This is a genomic window from Desulforhopalus singaporensis, assembly GCF_900104445.1.
Classification (GTDB): domain Bacteria; phylum Desulfobacterota; class Desulfobulbia; order Desulfobulbales; family Desulfocapsaceae; genus Desulforhopalus_A; species Desulforhopalus_A singaporensis.
Map to the genome: position 1 here is coordinate 52,647 of NZ_FNJI01000015.1, position 17,425 is coordinate 70,071.

The window sequence follows — 17,425 nt, forward strand, 5'->3', positions numbered from 1 at the left end:
GTTGTTAGCCGAGGGCAAAGGAGTATTTTTCGATACCCGCCAACGCAACGAAAATAAAACTGTAGCAGGAAGTGAAAAAAAGCGCCGATGCCGGCAGCCAGCACAAGGTCCCGACCAGTCTTGGCCTGGTATGGTAAAGAAGAACGGCGCCCATCCCGACAATCGGCAGCAGATAACGCCCCTGGGCCTGGAAATCCACGGTCCAGGCATGGTAAAAAGAAGCGGCCATAAGAGCCAGGCTGCAGCCAAGCGTTATCAGCAGCAGGCTGATACCCTGGAATCCGCCCCGCATCACAACAGCCGCACCTGCCAGCACCAGAAGGGTCAGGCCAAGGTATCTGACCAGGTCGTAATAGCCCGACGACGCGGCAACCGACGTATAACCGAACTCACCCACGGAGGTGCGGAATATTTTTTCGCCCCATCGGGCATGATGCACCATCTCCGCAAAACTTACCCCCCGCTGCTTCATCTGCAAAAAGGCGAACTTGTCTCCCAACGGCGTGCTGGGCTTGAACATTTTTTCCGCATAATGTTCACGGGCGGCGAGCAGTTTTTCTTTCTTACTGAAATCATTAACATAGCTGTCCATACCGCACCATACCACGGCTACCATCACCGCCGTGACCAGCACGGGCAGAACCCGCAGCAACAGCTGTCGGGTAACACCAACTCTGCAGAAAAAAATTTTCCAGAGCAGATAGCAGAAAATAAAAACCAGGAAGAAATAAAAATTCAGCTTTAACAGCAACAGCAGGCCGAACAACAGGCCGATCCCCATGCAACGGCCAAGCCCAGGCCTCTGCCCGTCACCGGTCAACAAATGGTTCCAGCACGAATCTTCGGAGGCAAGCTGATATCCGGCTGCCACTATCACCGTGAGCGCAAAAGCCTCTGAGTTGAAGTAGCTGAAAAGATACCATATCTGGGGAGAGAGAAGCAGGGGGATAAAGAAGACCCGGAAGATACCCGACTGCCACGCGCCGGCCAGAAGTATCGCGAAAAGCGTGACGTTAAAATAGCGCAGCGCCAGATATTGAGGCAACTGCAGCGGCTGGAGGAGCCTGGCGAATTTACCGGCCGCCAGGTAGACAATTTCCCGGGAATGAAGTCTTGAGACTCCATATCTGCTGTAGGTGTGAGCTATCTCAGGAGCCCCCACCCGGGGCGGCATATTTTTTCCGGTATAATAGGTCGCCGCCGCCACATGTACTGACTCGTCGGGGTGAACGCTATCTTTACTGATGGAAGCCATTGCCACGATCAGAGTCAAAACCACCAGTCCAGCCAGAGGTATGGCACAGGACTCGACGATGCCGTTTTCAACAAGATGGGCAACGGCGAATGCGGCCATGACCAGCAGTACCGTCTCCACGATTCTCGCCGCCGCAGTCCGGTGCTCAGGGAAAGGTTTTACCGACAGGAATACATTGGGGTCGGTTGAACTGGCGGCTACGGTGAAACCGGTTTCGGAATAGCTGAATTTTTCCACTCCGGTGCCGATTCTTATCTGGGCAAACTGCTGTCCGGAGTCGACGACTACCGGGGCAAAGCCCGCCTGCCTGATGACAATCGAATGAACCGTAACCGTTGAGGGTTTTTCCGCGGTATCAATCCGCAACTCATCAATCCGCCTCATATCGGCCAACCGGAAGGAATAATCCTTTCTGGCCGGTGTCACCAGCTGGACCGCCGATTTTTTTTCCGACCAGTGCCCGCCGGCCTGCCGGTAATAGATTTTAAACAGGGTTCTTGTATCGGAGGTAACGTTGAGCTCGACCACCGCGGTATTGAGAATACAGTGGTAATATGTCCCGACAAACAAAAACGAGAGGACGATGCCGTACAGATAAAATCTCCAGCTTTTCATAGGTTATTTTTTGCAGTGAAATCAATAAAATGCATTCTTTAACGACCAATAACATTGGGGATTTACTACCACAATCCAAGGCAGGTTGGCAATTTTTTTTATTGGTTTTTCGACAAAAGCTGCTGCAGCATGGTTTGGCGTTTTGCGGTATCTTCGCGCTTGACAGCCATGGCGAGCGCCTTTCTGGTGCCTACAAGTACGGCCAGCTTTTTGGCCCTGGTAACACCGGTGTAGACGAGGTTGCGGTACAACATCTTGAAGTGCTGCGTGAGTACCGGGATGATGACCGCTTCGAACTCGCTCCCCTGGGACTTGTGTACCGTAATGGCATAGGCTAGCTCGAGTTCGACTATATCATCTTTTTGATAGGTGACCGTCCTGTTCTCGGGTCCGAAGACGACCGCCATGCTCGGCTCGAGGTTGTCTATCGCCTCAATTTTTCCGATATCCCCGTTAAACACCCCCAGCTCATAGTTGTTCCGTTTATGAATGACGCGGTCACCCTGGCGAAAGATCCGGTCGCCAATTGTAAGCTGTGCTTTTCCGCTTCGTTCCGGATTGACCGCCTGCTGGAGAATCCGATTGAGATTTATGGTGCCCAGGCTCCCCCTCGTCATCGGCGACAACACCTGAATCTCGGTGGACATGCCGAAATATTTACCGATCCATTCAACATAGAGGCGAACCACCGTCTCAACAGCCGAAAAACCGTAATGCAGCGTCGACCACGGGTGTACCTTGCCCAGGACCACCTTGAGCTCCTCCACCGGGCCCCGGGCCCGGCTGAGCCGTTCTAGGTCGACATGCTGAAATTTGTCAGGGATGGCAAAATCTTTCTCGTAGGCGGATGTTATCTCTTCCCCGCACCGGAAGGTAAACAGTTCTTTATCCGGGCGCTGGTCAGAAACGTGGTTATCAAGAACTTTTCTGGCCCGGGTTATAAATTCGATCTGCGCCTTGGTCGCTTCATCGGAATCGATAAAAAGGCAATCTTCCTGTTGCTGCCACACTTCGGGATTCCTGAAGGGAGAACGAATATGCGGTACGACACCGTTGTTGACATCATGGGCATAGCCTATAATTTTCGACTGCCTGGCCTGCCTGAAGACTTCGGTCAACCTGGCCACGGGAACGCACCTCGATGCGATCAGATCCCGCAGCACGTTGCCTGCCCCAACCGAGGGCAGCTGGTCGCTGTCGCCGATGAACAGCACCTGGCATCCCTCAGATACCGCCTTCAACAGAGAGGCAGTCAGTGATATGTCGAGCATCGAGCACTCGTCGACTATGAGGAAATCACAGTCCAGGGGATTCTTTTCGTTTTTTTCAAACCCTCCCCGCCGCCATTCAAGCAACCGGTGCAAGGTCTGGGCCGACCGGCCGATGACCTCGCTCATACGCTGGGCCGCCCTTCCGGTCGGCGCGGCAAGCAGTACCCGCCGGCCAAGATCTTCAAGCAGCTGCACGATGACCCGGGTGGTGGTGGTCTTGCCGCAGCCGGGACCACCGGTGAGCACCGAAAAATGATGGGAGACGGTCTGGCAGACCGCCAGCTGCTGTTGCCGGCTCAGACACAGCCGGTTTTGCTGTTGCCGGCGCTCAAGCAGGGCTGCAACAGGAGCGGTATCGTTTTCCCGACGGTCGGTCAACCGCTGTATCCTCGAAGCTACATACGCTTCATCGTAGTAGAGGGTTTTTCCATAGTAACAACGGACCAGCTGCTCTCCGGCTCCTGGCAGTGGCCGCATTCTGAGATAGTTTTCCTGCTCCATGCGGCCAAGCACCGCACCTAAGCCGTCACGGGGCAAAGAGATCTCCAAAAGCGCTGTCAATGCCGTCTCTATCTGCTGGTGGTAGAGATAGCAATGGCCCTCCTCCCTTGCCGCACCGAGAACATGGCGGACCGCAGCCATCAGTCGTTTTTCCCCATCCCTTGCAATGCCGATGGAAAGGGCCACCCTGTCGGCGGAAAAAAACCCGATCCCGTAGAAATCGTTGGCCAGGCGGTAGGGGTCCTCGGTTACCAGCGCTATCGCCTGGTCGCCATATTTCTGAAAAATACGAACGGCAAAGAGGGTTGAAATGCCATGGCTCTGGAGGAAGATCATCACCTCCCGGACCGCCCGGTGCTCAAGCCATGCGCCTTTTATCATCTCCAGTTTTTTGGCTGCAATCCCAGGCACCTCGACAAGTCTTTCGATATCTTTTTCAAATACATCGAGGGTGGTTTCACCAAAATGAGCAACGATCTTGGCCGCTGTTTTCGGGCCCACTCCCTTTATCAGCCCCGACCCCAAATATTTCTCAAGAGCCGAGGCGGTGGCTGGTTTTTTGACAATAGCCCGCTCAGCCCTGAACTGCCTGCCGTACTGGGGATGAACCGTCCAGTTCCCATGAAATTCCATGGTCGCTCCGGCAAAGACCTGGGTCTGGTGCACTGTCACCGTTTCCATGGTTTCAGGACTGTTAAAGGGCGACAGACGCAAAACGGACCAGCCGTTATCGGGGTTGTGATACGTTACCCGACTGACGATTCCGCGCACCACTTCCACAATTTCAGTCATCTATCTCCCCATACACCAACCTGAACCCGTCCCCCCCCCCGCCTCTTGATTCCGCTGTCCGGACAATTCCTGAAAACCATCTTCAATGCTGCAGCCGGTCAATATTTTCAAACTGCCTCAGAGCCTCGGGGTTGGCAAGGGCGCCAATGTTCTTCACCGCCCTGTTGTGGACGACCTCACGCACAGCCAGTTCGACAATCTTGCCCGACTTGGTACGGGGGAGCTCCCCGACCTGTACAATTTTTGCCGGAACGTGGCGGGGGCTGCAGTTTTTGAAGACGGTCGCCCGGATTGCCTGCTCCAGTTCCCGGTCAAGCACGACCCCCGGCCGGAGAACGACAAACAGCACAACCCTCACATCGTTATCCCAGTCCTGGCCGATGGCAAGTGACTCCTGCACCTTTTCGAGCTGTTCAACGCATCGATAGATCTCCGCCGTACCGATACGAACCCCGGCCGGATTGAGGGTTGCGTCGGAGCGGCCGTAGATTGTCACCCCGCCGCTGGTTGACAGCCTGACAAAATCTCCATGGTGCCAGACATTGTCATACCTTGCAAAATAGGCTTTATGATACTTTTCCCCCGACTCATCTCCCCAGAAACATGCGGGTTGGGAAGGAAACGTCGTCCGGCATACCAACTCGCCTTTTTCCCCCACCAGCGCATTGCCGTCTTCATCGAACACCTCCACAGCCATCCCCAGCCCCCGGCACTGGGACTCGCCGGCGTAAACCGGTAGAATGGGGCATCCCAGGACAAAGCAGGAGACGATATCGGTCCCTCCCGAGATCGAGGCAAGGCAGAGATCTTTTTTGATCTCTTCATAGACGTAACCGAAACTTTCCGGCACCAGTACCGAACCGGTTGAGCACAACGTCTTCAGAGTTTGCAGGTTGTGATTTTTCCCCGGCGACAAGCCGTTTTTTTTCAGTGCATCGATATACTTTGCCGAAGTCCCGAAAAGCGTTACCCCTGCCTCCTGAGCATAATCCCACAGGACATCGGCATCGGGGTAAAAGGGGGAGCCGTCGTACAAAACGATTGACGCCCTGCACCCTAAAGCGCTCACCAGCCAGTTCCACATCATCCAGCCGCATGTGGTAAAATAGAACACCTTGTCGCCGGGCTTCACATCGCTGTGCAGCATCAGTTCCTTGAAATGCTGAAGCACCACTCCGCCGACCTTGTGAGCTATGCATTTCGGTTTACCGGTGGTCCCCGAAGAATAGAGAATATAGACCGGATCATTGAATCCCACCCGGACAAATTCGATCTCACTTGCGCGGTTGTGCAAAAGAATTTCTTCCCACCTCTGCCCCGGGACATTCCTCTCAAAACCGACCAGGTCGACCACAACGGTCTGTTCCAGGGAAGGCAGCTTATCTTTTATGGCGACGATCTTCTCCCGGACATCAATGGTTTTGCCGCTATAGAAGTAGCCGTCTGCGCATATCAGGATTTTGGGGCTGGTCTGGCTGAACCGCTCGACAACGCTTTCAACACCAAAATCGGGAGAGGTGGAAGTCCAGATCGCGCCGATACTGGTTGCCGCCAGCATCGCCACCACACTTTCCGGGATATTGGGCAGGTACCCCGCGACCACGTCTTTTTTCTTCACCCCCCTCGCCTTCATCCATTTCGCCAGCGAGGCCACTTGAACACCGAGTTCTTTCCAGGAGAGGGTGGAACTCACCCTGTCTTCGGCCCTGAAGTATATTGCAACTTCATCATCGGTTCGGCTCAAGAGGTTCTCCGCAAAATTGAGTTTTGCATCGGGAAACCACACCGCCTTTTCAATATCAGCGCCGTTGACCAGGAGCCGTTGCCCGGCATCCCCCTTGACGCCGCAAAACTGCCATACCGCCGACCAGAACTGCTCCTTTTCATTCAGCGACCACTGATAGAGAGTGGTGTAATCCGTGACGGACGCATCACAGACCAGATTGACATGGGATATGAACCGGGACAGCAACGATTTACTGATTCGATCTTCTGAAGGACTCCAGAGTGGCACGGGGTTGCTCATAGACTTTCCTCCTTATCGATATTGTCGTATAAAGTGTCGGGTTACGATCGCACGTAAAAACCGAGTGCCGTGTTGTAGGCTTTGTCGTCAACGAACTGGCATCCGACAACGTCGTTGCTGATCGATCGTACAACAACATTTTTGACGACAACCGTTTTCTTTCTGTCATCGAGGGTGAAGCTGATCTCACCCCGGTTGCCGACCTTTAATTTTCCGGCAAAAGGTGTCTTGAAGGCGACCCCATCCAGGGAGATGTTGGCAACAGTGATCTTCGACCGGCCCAGGCCGGCACCGGAAAAATCGCTGGTTCCGCCGAGTTCGGTCTTTTTCCTTTTTTGTTTTCTGAACTCCAGCTGAACAGCAAACCGGGCGCCGCATCTGCATTTAACCCTTAACAGGTGACGGCAGTCACGAAAGCTCGAGACGCTGAGCTGTTTACTGAAACTACATTCAGGACAGAAAATCTGCACCTGTTCGTCGGGGGTAACGAATGCTTTTGCAGGAGGTTCCGCATTGGTCATGGAAGACACCTCTTTACTTGGCTAATAAGCGCACTTCTTCTTTATAAATATCGCAAAACATGTAACGCGGCAAATAAAATCAGGCAATTATACCATATCCTGCCGAAAGAGCACCAGGGTTGATGTTTCAGCATAGAAGCCGTTTTTCCGGTAGGGCGCGCAATATTCAGGACGGGGAAGACGGCTTTTTCGGTCTGGCTGTTTTCCGGTTAAAGCAGTTCAAAAGAGAGTACCACCTCCAGACGGACCGGTGTGAAAATAATATTTTGCGGCGGCCTCGCAAAGGGCGAGGCAGCCCTCACTGCCCGCAGTGCCGACCTGTCAAGAATAGTACTGCCGGCACTCTTGACCAGACTGGCCTGTTCGATGCTGCCGTCCCCCAAAAGGGTGAAGGCAACGACGGTTTTCCCCTCGAGGTGCCGAGTTCGTGCCCGGTAGGGATACCGCTTACGGCTCACTATCTTCCGTAAAAGATTACGCATATATTCGTCGTGCCGCAATCGGCCTTCAACCAGCAGAGCCCTGGAATTTTCACCGGCTCCAGCCTGGGTGATATCACCGGGGCGCACAGCAGCAACCATAGACTCGGCCGCCGGAGCGGCAACCACTTTTTTGACATCAGATACCGCAGAAACCTTTTGCGTCTCTTGCTGTCCCGGCTGCACCGGTCGTTTCTGGCCGGCGGAACTGAGCGTGACGATTTTTTGCGGTACTACTTGGCGGGAAATATGTTCAGGGGAGTGTTCCGCTGCGGTAACCGTCGGCCGGGTTGATGAACGCACAACAGGCAGCTGCACCTCCGGAAATGGGGCCGGGACCTTGCCAGAAACCGCTACGGTCCCGGTCGTCACCGGCAACGTCTGTTCAGGGGAAACAACAAACGAGCCGAGCTCTATGGCAACCGTGGCCGGGTCGTCAGTTTCTCCTTGCTCACTCCACGAAAACAGCAGCAGGCAACCGTGGGCAACTGCCGAAATCGACAACATCAAAACCAGCAACCAGTCGATCCGGCGGTTCAGAACCGAACCTATCATGGCGGCAACGGTCGTCTGCCACGTTCGGTGGCAAGAGAGAGCTGTTTTGCACCGCTTCTTCTGGCGACATCGAGAACCGCCACCACCCTGGCCAGGGGAACGTCCCGGTCGGCACGCACTAGCAAAGATCTCTCCTGACCGTTTTTCATTTTCCGTTCAAGCTGGAAAAACAGCTCTTGGTCGCTGACCGATTGTCCCCCGAACAGGACCTCTCCTCTGTCATCGATGGTAACAACAGACAGTCCGGCAGACGACAAAGCGGAGCTTCCCGCTCTGGGCAATTCAACAGGAATGGCCTCAGCAGTGAGATAGTTTGAAGTCAGCAGAAAATAGATGAGCAGCAGGAACACAATATCGATCAATGGTGTCATCGGTATTTTCACGCCGACCCTAAGATACTTATCCTGAAAGCGGTTCCCTGGCATATATGTTTGTCAATTATCGCGTAAAAATAACACGGTGATATTTTTCATGGATGATTCGAACCTCTCAATCCGGCCAACCAGGAAACCATGGGCGACAATCGTCGGCAGAGCCACTGCCAGACCGAGGGCCGTTGTCAGCATCGCCTCCCATATTCCTCCGGCCAGAACCGACGCGTTTACCGCCCCCCCCGCGTCCTGGATAACCATGAACGCCTTGATCATACCGATTACGGTCCCCAGAAGCCCCAGCAGGGGAGCCAGGTTGCCGATGGTGGCAAGAAGGTCAAGATGACGTGCCTGGTTCCGTACTTCCATCTCCAGGCAGTGGTTAAGGATGCTGTCTGCGGTTTGCCGGTTTCGCCCCATTACTGCTGCGCCCTCTTGCAGGAGTCGTCCTTCAGGGCCGCCGCAATCAGCGGCTATCATTGCCACCGCCTTGCCGTCTCCGGCCCTGATGGCGGCCCCGAGACGTTTTGCCAGCTCCTCCTCGAATCTGCACCCCGCCGACATCCTGTACAGCCGCTCAAGAAAAACCGCCAGCGCCAGGACAGAGCAGCAGACAAGAGGATAGACGAGGACACCGCCTCTGGACAGCAGATCCAGCATCATGTAAACACCCCCCAGGCAACCAATAATTCCGCATTGCGGTGTGTAGAAATTATCAACTCTATTTGGCCTTGTTTTTGCCGCTGATAGAGCGCCACTGCCCCTGTCCGCACGAGGCAACGGGAAGCACCGCCCCCCCTCCCCACAGTCTCGGCCGCAACCAGTTCCTGGTGTCGACGGTGTCGCCCGGCGAGGTGTACAGGGCGTTGCGGTCAACTGACAGGACCCTGATTCCTCTTGCTTCCAGTTCCCCCACCGTAACGGTCGAAGCAAAGTCCCGCAGGCTGTTGAATTCTATGAAACGACCGCTCCAGCCGGAGATGGTCAATCCGACGCCGGCTGCGGCACCAATGACGCCGTCATTGGTGCCGCCATGGCCGGAAAGATGAAAACCGTTCACCGCCTTGATCGCCTCTTTCTGACTGACAATCCTCGAAGAAGCATCCCTGCCGAAATTCAGCAGGTCGTCCGTCGAACCGGCATCGGGGGCTACCACGCAGAGGCCGGGATCGCTCCCCTCGATATAGTGTTCGCAAATATGCTGTGCGCCCCTGTCGATAAGCTCCTGGACCTGGGAAGGCTCGACTTCATCGAGTATCAGGCACGCGGAGCTGTTCTGGGAAGTATATGGAATTCCCTCCATAACAGGCAGCTGCTGGCGAACGACACCATGCAGCCTGACCCCGGCCGGCAGTTTTTCCGCAAACCAGCGGGCAAACTTGCCTGTACCCCGGGAGGCGCCGGCAACATCAGTGTCATCAAAACCGACATATACTCTCATTATCTACTCCTTCTTCGTTATTATGGATTTTTTTTCAACAGCTGCGGGGATGGCACCGTAGGCCCTGAGTTTACGGATGACCACCGGTACCGCGACCCCTCCGGCCATACCAAACAGGATATTGCCGGTCGACTTGATAAGGGCATGCTGCATTACTATATCCGGATCCATCCCCATCGCAAAATCGACCAGCCAGATACTGAAAAATCTGGTCGCCCCCGCCAGGCCACCGGCAAGCACACACAGGATCACCGACTCGAAAAGACCGGGCAGCACCAGCGCCATCAGGTCGACGACAAGCCCCGGCAGGACAAACTTTATCACCATAAGCGGCCCACCCTTGCCCATGCCGAGAATTACGGCAATGATGCCCGCAAACAGGCCGGTAAAAGTTGCCGCTAGCCGGTTTGGCACCGAGCCACGGGCGATCATCAGGAAAAACAGGGTGAAAAACATCGCGTGCCCCGGAATTTTCAAGTGCAGCCGCAGTGCCGCCTTGGCGCTGATAATAAATACCGAACAGAACCCGAGAAAAAGGGTCTCCTTAAGTGTCAGTTTCATGGGATTACTCTCCGGGCCAGACGGTACGGTTGCGATAAATACCGAAATCTCTGGCCGTTGCCGCCGTGGCGATCTCTTCTGCCAGGGACAGGGTCTTTATCAATGTCGGTATGAGCAGGCAAAAAAGCCAGTCCGGCCAATAACGAGGTTTTTTCAGGTCGACGGCCATGATTCTTGCGCCGCGCAGAATCTGCATCTCCCTTATCTGCTGCATTTCAGCCAGCAGCATGGGCAGAAAGCGCAGACAGGTTGCGCTGACAAAGGCGATTTTCTGCGGCATGATCCTGTCCAGCACCCTGACTATCCGCTGTTGCGTATTGGCCGCCATGAAGATCACTCCGGGCCAGAACGCAAGAAACAGCTGCCAGGAAACCAGCCCCCCGGCACCAAATCCTTGCGCGGGTCCGAACCGGATCATATAGAGCAGGACGATGAGCGCTGACTGGTAAAGGAAAACAGCACCGCTTTTTAGCAACAGCTTCACGGGCCGATTGGCCAGCAGCAGCACAAGGGCCAGGTTGGCAATGGTCAGAGAGGTAAGCAGAACCGGGGTTTTCGCACCAAAAGCGCCGATGGAGAGCACCATGCATATACCAAACATCAACCCCGCCGGCAGGTGCAGCCGCCTTTGCGATACGGGTTTTTCACGCCATTTTTCCGATGGCGACACGCCGCTTGCGTCAGGTTCCGATCCGCCGCCGGCAACATCGACCACCCGGTCACCCAGGTTACCGGGAATCGCCGGGTCATGGGTGGTGTAAAGGACTGTCATGCCACCGGTCGAAGAAAGATCGGCAAGCAAAAGGGCGACTCTTGTTCTGCTCGCATGGTCGAGGCCTGCAAACGGGTCATCGAGCAGGACCACTTCCGGACGCATGGCCAGAACAGATGCCAGCCCGACAAGATGTTTCTGCCCGTAGCTCAGACCGTGGGGAGAAGCATCCAACAGATTGCCAAGCCCCAGGCTTTCCAGCAGGAACAGCACCCACTCACTGGTCTTGTCATCATCCATGCCAATCCTTGTGGCGGCAAAAGCCACCTCCTTGAAGACCGTTGTCTCAAAGAGCTGCCTGGCCGGGTCCTGAAACAGCACGCCGACTTTTCCGCGGAGATCATGCACCGACGATTTTTTGCCCAGCACCTCGACCCTGCCGGAAACCGGACGGATAAGCCCGGCAACGATCCTGATCAGGGTCGTCTTGCCGCTGCCGTTCGGCCCGCACAAGGCGATACGCTCCCCCCTTGCCGCATCGATGCGCACCCCGTCCAGCTCAAGGGTGCCATATTCCCCGCCAAGCTTTACACTTTCAACCCTGATGACGCGGTCGTCTTTCAAGCCGGCCGCAGGCCCGTCTCCCCCCTCCCGGCGACCTGAAAAACAACCGCCTGACCAGACCGGCCTTCCGACTTCCGCCGGTGCCAAAATCCCGTCACACCCCAGACGCCACATCCGGTCGGCAACCGGTGCAATGATATCGGAGCGATGTTCGCAGATCAGCACCGACCTGCCTGATTTTTTAAGACGCGTGATTGTGTCGAGGATGAACCGGACCCCGCGCGGATCGAGCTGCGCCACCGGTTCGTCGAACATTATCAGTTCCGGCTCCATTGCCAGCTGCCCCGCCAGGCAGATCCGGTACTGCTGGCCCATCGAGAGGGCATCGACCGGATAATCGAGAGGACGGTAGAGACCGGCATGGCCAAGATTGGTCCTGACCAACCGGACCATGTCGTCGGGACTCACACAGTGATTTTCAAGCCCGAATGCTATTTCCGCGCCGAGACTTTCGCGCAGCAGCTGGGTTTTCGGATTTTGCAGCACCAGCCCGGGACCGCCAAGGGTTTTGCGGTTTTTGCGATGAAAGTGAATATTCCCCGACAGCGAGCCGGAGGGCAGCAACCCGCGGATAGCGAGCAGTAATGTGGTCTTGCCAGCCCCCGTCACCCCTTCAACCAGGTGACACTCGCCGGGCCCAACAGAAAAGGAGATATCCTGGAGCGTACAGCTTGCTGCTCCAGGATATGCGTAACAGAGCCGGTCGACGGTGAGAACCGGCGCTGCATTATCAGAACCTGTATTCAAGCCCGCCATAGACCATCCGTCCCGGTTGAGGCAAACCGTAACTTTCCTCGTAGTCTTCATCGAAAAGATTATCGACCGCTACATACACCTCGATTCCGGTTGTCTGAAAGTCTTGGCTCAGCTTCAGGTTAACCAGGGTAAAATCGTCAAGCTCGCCTTTTTGCTCCTGCTTGCTGTCATAATAGTACTGATCCCTGGCATGGAGCACCGAACCGTAAACGGAGAACCCGCAATCCAGAGTATAACTTCCGTCCACGGAAAGCTTCCATTCGGGCCGGTACTGCAGTTCCTCTCTGGCCGATCCTTCCGACTGGTCCTCGGTATCAAGGTAGGAGATACCAAGACGAATCATCAGCTTCTCCAGCGGGGTCAGGGTCAGGTTGGCTTCGACGCCGGCCAGGCTCAACTCCTGGAAATTGACATTCTGATCCTTTCCGCCGGTATCGATTTTCTCGATGAAGTCTTCTGCATCAATGATAAAACCGGTGACATCCAGGGTTCCGGCTGTCCACATTTTCTGCGAGATACCAGCTTCATAATGGTAGGTGACCTCGGTTTCAAGGTCCTCATTCCCGTCTTTTCCGTAGAGCTGCTTGACGGAGGGGAATCGTATCTTCCTGGCGTGATTGACGCGCAGTTGGGTCGCCTCACTCACGTCGTAGGTCGCGCCCACCACATAGGAAAAATCGTTGTCGCTTCCCTCGTCGCGCTCATTGAAATGGTGACCGTAACCGGCAACGATGCCAAGACCGTCGGCGAGCTGGTTTTCATATTCGAGGGCGACCGAATAGGTCTGCAGATCATGGTCGCTTGCCAGGTCGCCAGGATTCCCGTCTTTGTCGATCTCAAATCCCTCGGCTTCCCAGGATTCATTTTCAGCACTGGCCGCCAGGGTGGCACCTGAGAAATCGTTTACAGCGTAACGTACCTGGGTGCTGACGCCAAAAGTTTCCGTATCAGAGTCCTGAAAGAAGGAGCCGTTCTTTCTCTGTGAAGAGTAGCTGTCGTCGTCATAGCCGTTTTCCTCTTCACTGGTCAGGCTGTAGTATGCCCACCCCCTGATATCGAGGGGACTGCTTGAATCGTGGGAAAAAGCGGCCTGCAAAAGCGTGTTGCTGCTGTCGTCGATGCGCTCGTAACTGGTTTTCTTGGCAAAAGGATCGGACGGGTCGTAGTTGGTTGCCGGCGGTTTGCCGTTCTCCCCGTCAAAGCGGCTCAGAGTAAACCCCAGCGTATTGTCATCATTGAGATTATAACTCAGGTTGCCAAACAGGTTCTTCTGCTCGCGGTCGCTGTTTTCACGGTCCCCTCCGTCCTCGGCGTCAACGTTAACGGGGACGAAATCGTCGGAAAGAAGAAACTCATCGCGGTTCTGGACACTGGCGTGTGCGTAGAAGTCAAGCTTGCCACCAGAACCCCAGACTCCTCCCTTGCCGGTGTAGCTGCCGCCCTCGCCGACCTCTCCGCCGACTAAACCGTGGAGCCCTTCGGCGGTTCCGAGCTTGGTAATGATATCGATCGCACCGCCGTTGCCGCCGGCTCCGTAGAGCACGGAACCGCCGCCCGACGTCACCTTGATTTCCGAAATAATCTCCGCGGGGATGCGGGTGGGGTCAAACTGGCCGTCATAGCTGCTTTTAACCGGGATACCGTTGATGAACAGCTGCACGTGCCTGGTCCTGAACCCCCTGATGTCAATCCGGGGCGTACCTTCCGCGCCTTCACGCACCACAAGACCCGGCACCAGCTCAAGCGCCTGGTCAAGGTTTTTTGCATTCTGTTTCCTGATCTGCTCCGCCGTTACCCGGTAAACCGTTCCCGCCTGTTCGACCACACTCTCACTGGCGGCCGCGACGACGATCTCACCTATCCGGTAGGCACCTTCTTCCTGGTTCGCAGTTTCAGCCAGGACAACACTCTGGCTCCCAGCAGCCAGAGCGAGACAGGCGCCCGCCCACAACACTTTTTTCATCATTCTCTCCTTAATAAACCTCTACGCTTGCCGATTCAGCACCATTTTGCAATACCTGCGCGATATCTTGGCAAGATCGCCCGGACCTTAGCAGGGGGTGTCAAATGTTCAACCGGATCTATAGTTACAAACCTCTTCTTTCCCATAACAACCAGGGCAAGCACTTTAGTCTCAAAGACTTTATCCGACAATTTTTTTGCCTGACGAAACAAAATATCACCGATAATGACCCCAAATAACACCACCGGGGATATCGCAGGACTGGTGTCCCTGGCTGGTGGTATTGTGGATTTACTTTTTCACCGGACATAAGGTGTTCCTTGCAAAAAATATCGATTTACTCTAATCGTGCTTGTTATGGTCCTGGGACAAGGTGGTCGGTCATGTCCTGATTTCCATGCCGGCCCAGGATAAAAACGATATATGATAAAGAGATGATTGGTTTTATAAAGAATTACTGGTTTTTTATTGGCATTGGCGCGATGGTGATCCTAGCCTTCTCGGCCCCCTCCCTCGGCCTGTTCGTAAGACAACACCACATCCTTGAGGCAGGAATTTTTGTTGCCTTTTTCATTACCGGAATGACCCTGGACACTTCCGATGTGGCCAGGCAGTTCGGCAGGGTAAAGGTACTGCTTGCAGCGCTTATCTCGTCACTGCTGCTGTTTCCGGTCGCGGTCTATTTCGCCGCCCACGTTTTTTTCGCCACCCACTCGGACTTTATCGTCGGCGCCCTGATAATCGCCGCAGCTCCGGTAACCATCGCCTCGGGAACGGTGATGACCGGTGTGGCTAAAGGCAATATATCCCTGAGTCTTTTCATATGCGTGCTGTCAAACATTGCAGCAATCTTCTCCATTCCGCCCCTGCTGAATGTGCTGATAGGAACCACCGTCTCCATCGACCTGCCGGTGCGGGAAATGATAACCGGCCTGATCGTCACAATACTCATCCCGACGACGGCGGGACAGGCGCTGCAGCCAAAAGTCAGGCGCTTCACCCAGGCGCACGCAAAAAATATCTCGGTGTTCAACCAATGCATTGTCCTGCTCATAATTTTCAACGCTGTTGCCGGGTCAACAGCCAGGCTGATTGACAGCGCAAGCTCCATCGTCGAGGTGTTCCTGTTCATGGCCGTTATTCATGCCGGTTTTCTCTTCTTCAACTACCGACTGGCAAAATTCATAAAACTCGACCCCCCATCGGTCTCCGCGTTTACCATTCATACTTCGCAGAAAACACTGACGGTTTCCTACCTGGTCTGGGCTGGTTATCTCGCCGATTCGTTTCCCACGGCCCTCATTCCCTGCATCGCTTATCACCTGACCCAATCCGTCTGCGACACCATACTTGCCGCAAAGTTGGGGCGACAAGCGGAAGCGGCGGCATACCGGACAAAACCACTTGAAACAGCGGGGTGAGCTCCTGGTGAGGTTCGATCGTTTTCAGGCATCATCGGTAACTGACATGAAAAAATATATCGGTTGGATAGTATTCGGCACCCTGTTCTTTTACCTGTTAAGCGTCGCCATGCCTTTTTTTCTGCCGGTGGCGACGGTTCTTGCCTGGCTGTGTCCCTTCCTGACCCGGGAAAATCTAACCGGAAATGCGCTCGCCCAGGCGCTCGTGCTGTTGCTGGCCGGAGCCGGGGCAATATTGTTTTCCGCCTCCCACGGGGTTTTTCTTGGCTGGGGCCGGATTTTTTCAATAAACGTCCCTCTTCTGGCCATGTTCGTTGCCGTCTCCTTTCTCTGTCTGACCAACCCGGTCGATAAAGAGGACGACCTGCCAAAGGGCAACAGCGCCGCCGTTTTAACCGGTGTCGGCCTCCATCTGCTCGGAGCAATAATTAATCTGTCAGCGCTGTTTATCTTTGGCGACCGGCTCAGGAAAAAAGAAGCGCTGAGCAGGGAACAGATGGTCATCCTGTCGCGGTCCTTTACCGCAGCGGCATGGTGGTCGCCGTTCTTCATCGCGACCGGCGTTGCATTTACCTACGCCCCCGGGATGCAATGGAAAGAGACCCTGCTGCCCGGGGTAATAATGAGTGGTATCGGACTCTGTTTTTCCATTGGTGAAGTCTGTCTATTCAGCAAGAAAAAATTTTCCGGCTATCCCCTTAAAAAAGAGAGCCTGGCTGTTCCCCTGTTCCTTGCCGCCATGGTGATATTCATCCACCTGGCCTGGAGCAAAGCACCGGTCCTGCCACTCATCTGCCTGCTGGCCCCCGCCGGAACTCTGCTGTTCATGAAGAACAGCCCGCGAATACCTGCGGTGCGGAATTTTATCGACAACAGTATCTCGTCGGTCACCGGTCCCTTTGCCCTCTTTCTTGCAGCCGGCGTGTTTTCCTGCGGCATAAAATCTCTTATGCTGGTGTTTCCCTCCCTTTTCAGCCTCACCAGCGCGACACTCAGTCCGGAACTGTTTGCGACGTTCCTCGGAATCATGATCCTTGCCGGAATAATAGGAATTCATCCGGTTGTCACAATAGCGATCGCAAGTCCGCTGCTGCTCCCCCTCAACCCAGATCATTCGCAGCTGGGCTTTCTCTTTCTTAGCAGCTGGGCCGTCTCGACCTGCAGCAGCCCCCTGTCCGGAGTCGGCCTGGTACTGGTCAGCCGCTTTGCCATTTCACCAGGAGCTATAATCAAGAGCAACCTCCCCTACGCGATTGCGATGTGGGCAATCGCCACACTGACCAACAACCTGTTCTTCCCTGTCTGAGCTCTCTCCTGCAACAGGCAAGATGCCCCTTGCACCAAAGAAAGGTCGGTCCAAACCGGGCCGCAGCCTCTGATTCCTGGTTACTCTTTAGTCTTCTTGGAAAGCAAAATCGTTTTTTGTTGCCGATATTTTCGCGGAAACTATAGATGAACCTGCACAGCAATACGCTGTCATAACGCTTTGTTAAAGATGCATGATCTTTTTCACGCTATGCGGGGCGATTCCCTGCAGCTGTCAGGCAGGATATGTCCGCAA

Annotated in this window: 13 protein-coding genes; 2 read left to right on the plus strand and 11 right to left on the minus strand. The window is 54.9% G+C overall.

Going from position 1 to position 17,425, the window contains the following annotated elements:
* Positions 1–4: 4 nt before the first annotated feature.
* The 11 genes from BLQ17_RS11655 to BLQ17_RS11705 form a co-directional block, all read right to left on the minus strand.
* Positions 5–1,870 carry a hypothetical protein gene (locus tag BLQ17_RS11655; RefSeq protein ID WP_092223016.1) on the minus strand — a complete coding sequence of 622 codons (1,866 nt, stop codon included), beginning with the start codon at positions 1,868–1,870 and terminating at the stop codon, positions 5–7.
* A gap of 98 nt (positions 1,871–1,968) precedes the next feature.
* Positions 1,969–4,434, minus strand: a complete 2,466-nt coding sequence (recD2, locus tag BLQ17_RS11660; RefSeq protein WP_092223018.1) for an SF1B family DNA helicase RecD2 — start codon at positions 4,432–4,434, stop codon at positions 1,969–1,971.
* Positions 4,435–4,516: 82 nt separating this feature from the next.
* Positions 4,517–6,460: an acetoacetate--CoA ligase gene (locus tag BLQ17_RS11665; protein ID WP_092223020.1), complete on the minus strand. Its 1,944-nt coding sequence runs from the start codon at positions 6,458–6,460 to the stop codon at positions 4,517–4,519.
* A 41-nt stretch (positions 6,461–6,501) separates the two neighbouring features.
* Positions 6,502–6,981, minus strand: coding sequence for a PilZ domain-containing protein (locus BLQ17_RS11670; protein ID WP_092223022.1), 480 nt, complete (start codon positions 6,979–6,981; stop codon positions 6,502–6,504).
* Between the two features lie 209 nt (positions 6,982–7,190).
* Entirely contained in the window at positions 7,191–8,015 is an 825-nt protein-coding gene (locus tag BLQ17_RS11675) for an energy transducer TonB (protein WP_092223024.1), read from the minus strand.
* The gene (locus BLQ17_RS11680) at positions 8,012–8,386 is read right to left on the minus strand and encodes an ExbD/TolR family protein (protein ID WP_176761192.1); all 375 of its coding nucleotides are present in this window, start codon (positions 8,384–8,386) and stop codon (positions 8,012–8,014) included. Before BLQ17_RS11680 ends, BLQ17_RS11675 begins: the two co-directional genes overlap by 4 nt.
* 63 nt (positions 8,387–8,449) lie before the next feature.
* Positions 8,450–9,049 carry a MotA/TolQ/ExbB proton channel family protein gene (locus BLQ17_RS11685; protein WP_245695112.1) on the minus strand — a complete coding sequence of 200 codons (600 nt, stop codon included), beginning with the start codon at positions 9,047–9,049 and terminating at the stop codon, positions 8,450–8,452.
* Positions 9,050–9,107: 58 nt separating this feature from the next.
* On the minus strand, positions 9,108–9,827 hold the full coding sequence (locus tag BLQ17_RS11690; protein WP_092223028.1) for a hypothetical protein: 720 nt from the start codon (positions 9,825–9,827) through the stop codon (positions 9,108–9,110).
* Between the two features lie 3 nt (positions 9,828–9,830).
* Positions 9,831–10,388 carry a hypothetical protein gene (locus BLQ17_RS11695; protein ID WP_092223030.1) on the minus strand — a complete coding sequence of 186 codons (558 nt, stop codon included), beginning with the start codon at positions 10,386–10,388 and terminating at the stop codon, positions 9,831–9,833.
* A 4-nt stretch (positions 10,389–10,392) separates the two neighbouring features.
* Positions 10,393–12,480: an ATP-binding cassette domain-containing protein gene (locus tag BLQ17_RS11700; RefSeq protein WP_176761193.1), complete on the minus strand. Its 2,088-nt coding sequence runs from the start codon at positions 12,478–12,480 to the stop codon at positions 10,393–10,395.
* Positions 12,455–14,446 carry a TonB-dependent receptor plug domain-containing protein gene (locus BLQ17_RS11705; protein WP_092223034.1) on the minus strand — a complete coding sequence of 664 codons (1,992 nt, stop codon included), beginning with the start codon at positions 14,444–14,446 and terminating at the stop codon, positions 12,455–12,457. The genes BLQ17_RS11700 and BLQ17_RS11705 overlap by 26 nt, the downstream gene beginning before the upstream one ends.
* Positions 14,447–14,877: 431 nt before the next feature.
* On the opposite strand from BLQ17_RS11705, the gene BLQ17_RS11710 reads away from it, so the two are divergent.
* Positions 14,878–15,864, plus strand: coding sequence for a bile acid:sodium symporter (locus tag BLQ17_RS11710; RefSeq protein WP_092223036.1), 987 nt, complete (start codon positions 14,878–14,880; stop codon positions 15,862–15,864).
* Positions 15,865–15,910: 46 nt separating this feature from the next.
* Positions 15,911–17,170, plus strand: coding sequence for a hypothetical protein (locus BLQ17_RS11715; RefSeq protein ID WP_092223096.1), 1,260 nt, complete (start codon positions 15,911–15,913; stop codon positions 17,168–17,170).
* The last annotated feature ends 255 nt before the right edge of the window (positions 17,171–17,425 follow it).